General features: G+C 47.4%; 6 protein-coding genes and 1 pseudogene. 4 read left to right on the top strand and 3 right to left on the bottom strand.

Going from position 1 to position 6,364, the window contains the following annotated elements; genetic code table 11:
• Positions 1–165: 165 nt before the first annotated feature.
• Positions 166–2,139 carry a S9 family peptidase gene (locus PKX57_RS10880; protein WP_472417278.1) on the bottom strand — a complete coding sequence of 658 codons (1,974 nt, stop codon included), beginning with the start codon at positions 2,137–2,139 and terminating at the stop codon, positions 166–168.
• Between the two features lie 215 nt (positions 2,140–2,354).
• On the opposite strand from PKX57_RS10880, the gene PKX57_RS10875 reads away from it, so the two are divergent.
• Positions 2,355–2,645 carry a hypothetical protein gene (locus tag PKX57_RS10875; RefSeq protein WP_214049992.1) on the top strand — a complete coding sequence of 97 codons (291 nt, stop codon included), beginning with the start codon at positions 2,355–2,357 and terminating at the stop codon, positions 2,643–2,645.
• A 52-nt stretch (positions 2,646–2,697) separates the two neighbouring features.
• On the opposite strand, the gene PKX57_RS10870 is transcribed toward PKX57_RS10875, so the two are convergent.
• Entirely contained in the window at positions 2,698–3,591 is an 894-nt protein-coding gene (locus PKX57_RS10870) for an inorganic phosphate transporter (RefSeq protein WP_472417280.1), read from the bottom strand.
• A gap of 356 nt (positions 3,592–3,947) precedes the next feature.
• Between PKX57_RS10870 and PKX57_RS10865 the strand changes: the two genes are divergently transcribed.
• From PKX57_RS10865 to PKX57_RS10855, 3 genes are all read left to right on the top strand, one after another.
• The gene (locus tag PKX57_RS10865) at positions 3,948–4,451 is read left to right on the top strand and encodes a hypothetical protein (protein ID WP_472417276.1); all 504 of its coding nucleotides are present in this window, start codon (positions 3,948–3,950) and stop codon (positions 4,449–4,451) included.
• Between the two features lie 22 nt (positions 4,452–4,473).
• A complete protein-coding gene (locus PKX57_RS10860) occupies positions 4,474–4,974 on the top strand; it encodes a hypothetical protein (RefSeq protein ID WP_213919896.1) in 501 nt (166 codons plus the stop codon).
• Positions 4,975–5,512: 538 nt separating this feature from the next.
• A complete protein-coding gene (locus PKX57_RS10855; protein ID WP_470745571.1) occupies positions 5,513–6,046 on the top strand; it encodes a hypothetical protein in 534 nt (177 codons plus the stop codon).
• 149 nt (positions 6,047–6,195) lie between these two features.
• On the opposite strand, the pseudogene PKX57_RS10850 reads toward PKX57_RS10855, so the two are convergent.
• Positions 6,196–6,364: pseudogene (locus PKX57_RS10850) on the bottom strand (TraB family protein); the annotation flags it as partial.

The following is a 6,364-nucleotide window of genomic DNA, read 5'->3' as shown; positions in this document are numbered from 1 at the left end:
AGTACTCAAGAAAGGATTCGAGTTCACCCAGATCGCAATGGGAAGAGTTGAACCTAATTGCACTGGCCTGCATCATTTCGACGGATTTGAGGAGCTTCCTGTTCTTCACGGTAGCCACGATAGAGAATTTGGTCATATCGATCACCTCTAGAAAGATTATAACAGTCAACCTGGAGAAAGAGCGTCTGTCATCTTGAAGGATCCCTCCAGCGGTTCGCCCAGGAGATAATGACTGAACCAGGCGAGGTTTTGCGTCATTATGGCCCTGTGAAGACCGGGTTTAACGGTGTTGTGTCCCATGTCTTTGTAGATAACCAGTCTTACTGGCACATTCATCTCTCTCAGACCCTGGTAAAGCTCGAAGGCGTTAGGCGTCGGAACTCTGGTGTCGGAATCGCCGTGCTGTATGAGCGTGGGGGTAGAAGCGTTCTTAATGTAAGAAATGGGCGATGTCAGCTCGTATATCTTAGGATCTTCCCAGGGATTGTTCCCGAGGTAGCGATGGCAGAATTGATGAATGTCGGTGTTGACGTGGTAGGTCATCCAGTTGGATATACCCGCTCCCACGGAGGCGGCTTTGAATCTCTTTCCATAAGTTGCGCAGAAGGCCGAGATGTAGCCTCCCTGGCTCCAGCCCATAACTCCGAGACGGTCTCCGTTCACCAGCCCTCTTTCTATGAGCGAATCGACGCCGCTCACAACGTCTTCGTAATCACCTATCCCGAGGTTCCTGTAATTCAATTTCCTGAAGTCTCTTCCGTAGCCTTCGCTTCCGCGGTAGTTGGGCTCCAGTACCAGCACTCCTCTGGATACCAGCTGCTCGATAGGATAATAGCTGCTCGTTATCCTCGCGGTAAGAGCCGTCCAGATCGGTCCTCCGTGAACCAGCACAACGAGAGGGTATTTCCTGGAACTGTCGAAATCGGTGGGAAGGTTCAAAACACCGTGGATCTCAGTACCGTCGCAACTCTTCCAGGAGAGTCTTTCCTTCCGTACCCTTTCCCTTCGGGGATGTATAGACGCGATATCTGTTATTTTTCTTCCGTCGAGATAGATCTCGGGAGATTCAAAAATGCCGGCCATGACGATGGCCAGTCGTTTTCCATCCGGAGTGACGCTTGAGGCCATCACCATCTGATCCTCATCCGTCAGGCCTTCCAGATGGCCTTCCTCATCGAGCAGTCCCAGGCGAATCGTACAGTCCTCGATCCAGTTCACGAAGAAACCCTTCTCCGTCCAGGCAACCGGTTCGATGTTAAGGTCCTGTCCCACACTCAACCGCCTTTTCGAAAGATCGGAAAGATCTACGATCTCGACCACTCCGTTATCCATCCAGGGGTCGTCTCCGGCCGGTACCACACAGGCCAGTCTCTTCGAGTCGCCGGAGAAGAGACAGCCCCTCGGGTGAGCCAGCGGTAGCTCTTTCAGTTCTCTTTCTTCGTTCATGAGAAAAACCTTCGCGCTATCGAAATCGTTGTAATCGCTCGTGGGTGGTGCCAGAAGTGCGATGTAATTTCCGTCGGGAGATAGAGAGATCGAAGAGATATGAAACTCCTTGCCGTCCGTCAACTTATCGAAGAGAGCTTCTTCGCAGCGCATATCTCTGGGTAATTCGAACCTTGCCGAATATTTTTTCATGGCGCGCGAGAGATGGACGAAATACAGCGAGCTGTTCTTCGTCTCTTCGTCTATGTATTCGAACTCTCCGTAGCTTTCCTTTCTCTTTTTCAGTTCTTCGCTCTCCGGAGAGGCGGCTACGAGAAAGAGTCCGTCATTTTTCTGACTCCACTTCATCTGACTGATCTCCTGTTCGAAGGTGAGTAACTTGTAGGAACGTTTCAGTTCGAAATCGAAGATCATCAGATCGTTCTTGTTTTCCTCACCGGTTTTCTGGAGAAAGACAAGCCTCTTCGAATCGGGCGACCAATCGGGAAGAGAGCAATCGAACTCATCGTTCGAGACGTGTAACGCCGTCTCGCTTTCCGCATCGTAAACCACAACCGTTCGCATGTACTTGTTTCCGTCCCAATCGGTGCGCCTGAGCGTGTAGGCCAGCTTTTTGCCGTCGAGTGAAATCACCGTACCGTTGACCAGAGGAAGCGAGAGCTGCTCTTCGACTGTCAGGTATCTCTGGCTCAAATCATATCCCTCCCAAAATAAAAGTGCCAATATAGTATAACCCGCACCGAAGGAGTAAAACAAACCGCGTAATTTGCGAAGATCCAGACCTGTTTGTGGTATAAACTTATCAGGGTGGTGGGATGATGATTAAGAGACGCTTATCGATTCTTGGACTTCTCTCTTTGGTTCTGTGCCTGTTTCTTTCTGGATGCCTATCACGGAAGTTTCCAGTGATGTCCGGCCTGTGGGATCTAGAGATGATATCGGAGGAATATACCGGCAACGGCCATTTCGAAATAACCAGGCATTACGGCTACAATTTCAGCGGTCTTTTTTGTGAGGGCGGTCGTCCGTGCCGGGAGCTTTTCGGATTGCTCTTCGACGGTGGAAAAGTTTCTATCTACACATGGATCGACGATAAAAGCATCGATTTCAACGGCGAGATCTCGAAAGACAACATGTCGGGAACCTTCATAATTCACTCCACGCAGGAGGAAGGCACCTGGACAGCATCAAAGCAATGAGCGAGTCCCTTTCTTTTGAAAAATCCAGTCGGTCAGAAAGGCTAGCTCGCTATTAGAAGATCTTGATAACAAAATCAAGCAGAAGACAGAGGAAAAAGGATAAGAGTCCGGCAACGAGCGGGGTCTGTACCCATCCCAGCGCTATTTTCTTCAGAATCTTCAGATTCACGTCTTTCGTGCCTCCGGCGAATCCCGCTCCGATGACAGCCCCGACTATCGCCTGAGAGGTGGAAGCCGGTATGCCCAGCAGGGTGAACATCCACACGACCGACGACATGGAAAGCACGGCGATTACGGCGGCGAAGTGATCGAGGCTGATGATCTGTTTTCCCACCGTGTACATGACGCGCTTGCCGAAAGTTATCACGCCAAGACCTATGCTTATGCCTCCCATCAGCACGGCGACATTGGTCGGAATTATTCCTGCGAAAGGACCGATAACGTTCGCTACGTCATTTGCCCCGAGCGCGAAGGAACCGTACGCTCCTATGGCGATGGCACCGATTTTTAAAGCGAGATTCTGTGTCGGTATGGTCTTTATCTTTGCAAAGAAGATCGATGTTATTCGGTACAGAAAGAAGCCGCCCACGGCGGCCCCGACAGGAGTGACCACCCAGCAAACCACGATTTTCAGAAATATTGACCAGTCGGCCGTTCCCTGGAACATTCCGACACCGAAGATAGCTCCCATCATAGCCTGTGAAGAGGAGACTGGAATGCTCAGAAGAGTCATGATCGTCATCGTCAGAGCCGCTGCAATAGTTCCGGTGACGGCTGTAAAGACGGTTTGCGAACTGAGGCTGGAAATAGTCTCAAGAACTCTAGAGCCGGCGAAGACCGCGCCTATGAGTATAAATAACACGGATGAGGCGACCGCAACTTTGAACTTGACAAGGCCAGAAGCCACGGCCGTACCGTAAACGTTTGCCGCATCGTTCGCCCCCAGTGCTCATCCGAAAAATACCGCCGAAACTACTGCAAGAAACATATTAGCCTCCAAGTAAGGGAAAAATACGATCTTCGAACAATCCTATAATTAAGATATTAGATGATCTTTATGCGAATGTTTTCCCAGTTCGTATTTGAGATATGTTTTTGATATGCAGGCTAAACTCACGAATCGAGGATAAAACCAGTCGATATTTAGATCCAAGAATCCTCTCTGGAAAATAGAAAGAGTTCCCGTGGAGATTGACTTTCCATGAGACCTGCACGTGATTCTTTGGCAACTTAGTAAATAGTCTTAAATCCAGAACGTTTTTTTCCGTTGTGGACGTACAATGAATGTTGGGGGTGAAAGCTATGAAGAATGCCGTCCTTGTACTTTGCCTTTTGCTGGTTACTTCACTTTCGTTTGGAAGCCTTTCTCTCGGATTAATCAATGTTGCCGCGCAAACCGAATCTTTTTCGAATACTCCTCTTTCCGGATTTGTTGGAATAGACGTTCTTGGTATTGACTTACGGTATGATTTTGGTCCTTTGTCTTTTGGAATAGCAACACCATTTTTTATGTTTACTCTTTCGGAAGACACCGGAGTAAAGCCTTCATTTATAATTCCCGGAATTGCCTGGTACGGTTATGTTGGACTGAAACTCGATCTTGATACTTTTTATGTTAGAGGAGATATCGGCCACACGTTCGCTTTTGGAGAGCAGTCACAGCTGGGTTTTTCGCCTCTCAGACTTGGAGTTGGGATGGATTTTAGTCCCGGTTATTACATAGAGCTCAACGTAGATCTTATTCTACAAAAAATCAATGAGACTGTCGGTAAGATCTTCGATTTTAAAATAGGCTACAGATTCTAAGAGAAAAAAGGGGTGTTTGAAGATGAAGAGATCTCTTGCCACCGCCATTGTGATAACTGTGATTGCAATCTCTTGCATTTCGAGAAATCCAACGGTTGAGGCGTACAGAAATAGTTTCTACTCAGTTACTTTTCTGGATATAGAGAGCTTCAGTGTGAATCTGACAACGGATAAGATCAATATCTCGAGAGATGAAAAACGAATGCTCAACGATGGTGACATTCTTATCTACCTTACAGATGAAGACAGGCTTGGAAAGATGCTGATACTGGAGCTCGACAATAAAAGAAGCGGCATACTCTTGTTTGATTTTGTCACGTACGATAGGGATGGTCAAATCCTCCTTGAGAAGAAAGAAGTCAAGCTTCGGGCTTCTTATATCTTTGATTTCGACAAAGGAATAATTCCCGAAAAAATCGAGGGTGTCGAGCTGTGGTGGCACAATATGGATGATATGGAAATGTATCTCGTTCCCTGGACTCCCACAAAACTCGGGAAATATCCACTGGCGAAGATGAACTGAGAAACCAACACATTTCTCAGAAGAAATATGTTTGACCGATTAGAAGAATCTTTTTAGAATCAAGCTTAGCAAAGAACATCGGCATAAGCTTCATGATGGCATCTACGAAAAACTCGCCAGGCAGGCTGATGGGAAGCCCCGGCTCTCCACAAGTAAAAATCTACCGGAATCATTATCTCAACTCATGCGCTTTTGTGATCCTTCTTGCAAGTAAAGAAAGCAACCTTTGTCCAACCATTTCGATTCACCGCTGGATAATCATTTCTGCTCTTATTGTGTTTTTAAATGTCCACCAGGTATATTTGTAGATTTTCAATGGATGAAATTGATGGGAAAAATCAGCGTGAATACCGATATAGATATTAATTATGCGGGAGTTCCGGAGCATTTATATCCATTAAACTTAACCTTAAGCGAGTTTCGAAAGTTGTTCGTTTTTCTGCCGCAAGTGCTAGACTTTTTATGCGCCGCGACGACATATGGGCGCAGATCGGTTGGTAGTTTGTCCGGTCCTTATCTTCTGGATAGGAGGTGTATCATGAAACGGTTCACGTTTATTATGATGCTCCTGTCAACCCTCATTATCCTCTCTGGATGCATCCTGGTTCTGAAGTGTATAAATTTCGAAGGTTTTGCTTTCGGTGCCACTTATCATTTCGGAGATACACTGTGGGAATCGGCCACCAAGATGACGCTAAAGGAGTTCTACTGGTCTAACGGCACACCAACGAACAACGGGAATTTGAAAGTAGATAACAAAGGACTTGCCGGTCATACCGGCCTCGACGTTAATCTAAACAACATCACAGTAGCCTTTACCTTCCCATCAGCACCCACCGGTCTCATTCTCTACTACGGCGAATACGGCGGAAATATCAACGTCGAGGTTAACGGAGATCTGAAGAACGTTCAGAATTTCGCCGACATAAACGGTGCCGTTATTGGCGGAGTCAATGTCTCAATCACAAACGTCGTAGGCCAGAAAGGCGTTCTGAACCTTCTGGGAACGATCAATTCATTTTCGATCGGCGGCCAGGAACTGTGGATCGACCACGTCTGCCCGAGAAAATGAAGAGATCATTTTTCACAGGAATCAGAGCAGCAACTCAAGTTGTCAAGTGCTGAGTTGAGCTTTCACTACCCTATGTACGCATGTGACCGCCTTCGTTAAGCGACACCGGCAAAATGGAGTCATACTTGAGACGGCTTTCAGCGTAAAACTCATCCCCAGAAGGATTTGATGAATATTCTCACTACATCGGCCCCACCTATGAAAGTTCCGACAGTGCTTCCGACGTTCGCCAGAACCACTACCAGCAGTATCCGTGTGACCCGGTTTCTCCAGAAGCCTTTGAAGGAGTTCACATCCTCGCTCAGGTTTTCAAAGTCC

Origin of the sequence: Mesotoga sp., from assembly GCF_035363035.1 — a bacterium.
In the GTDB taxonomy this organism is placed as follows: Bacteria; Thermotogota; Thermotogae; order Petrotogales; family Kosmotogaceae; genus Mesotoga.
The sequence above is the reverse complement of the archived record's forward strand: the minus strand, read 5'-3'. Positions and strand labels throughout refer to the sequence as shown.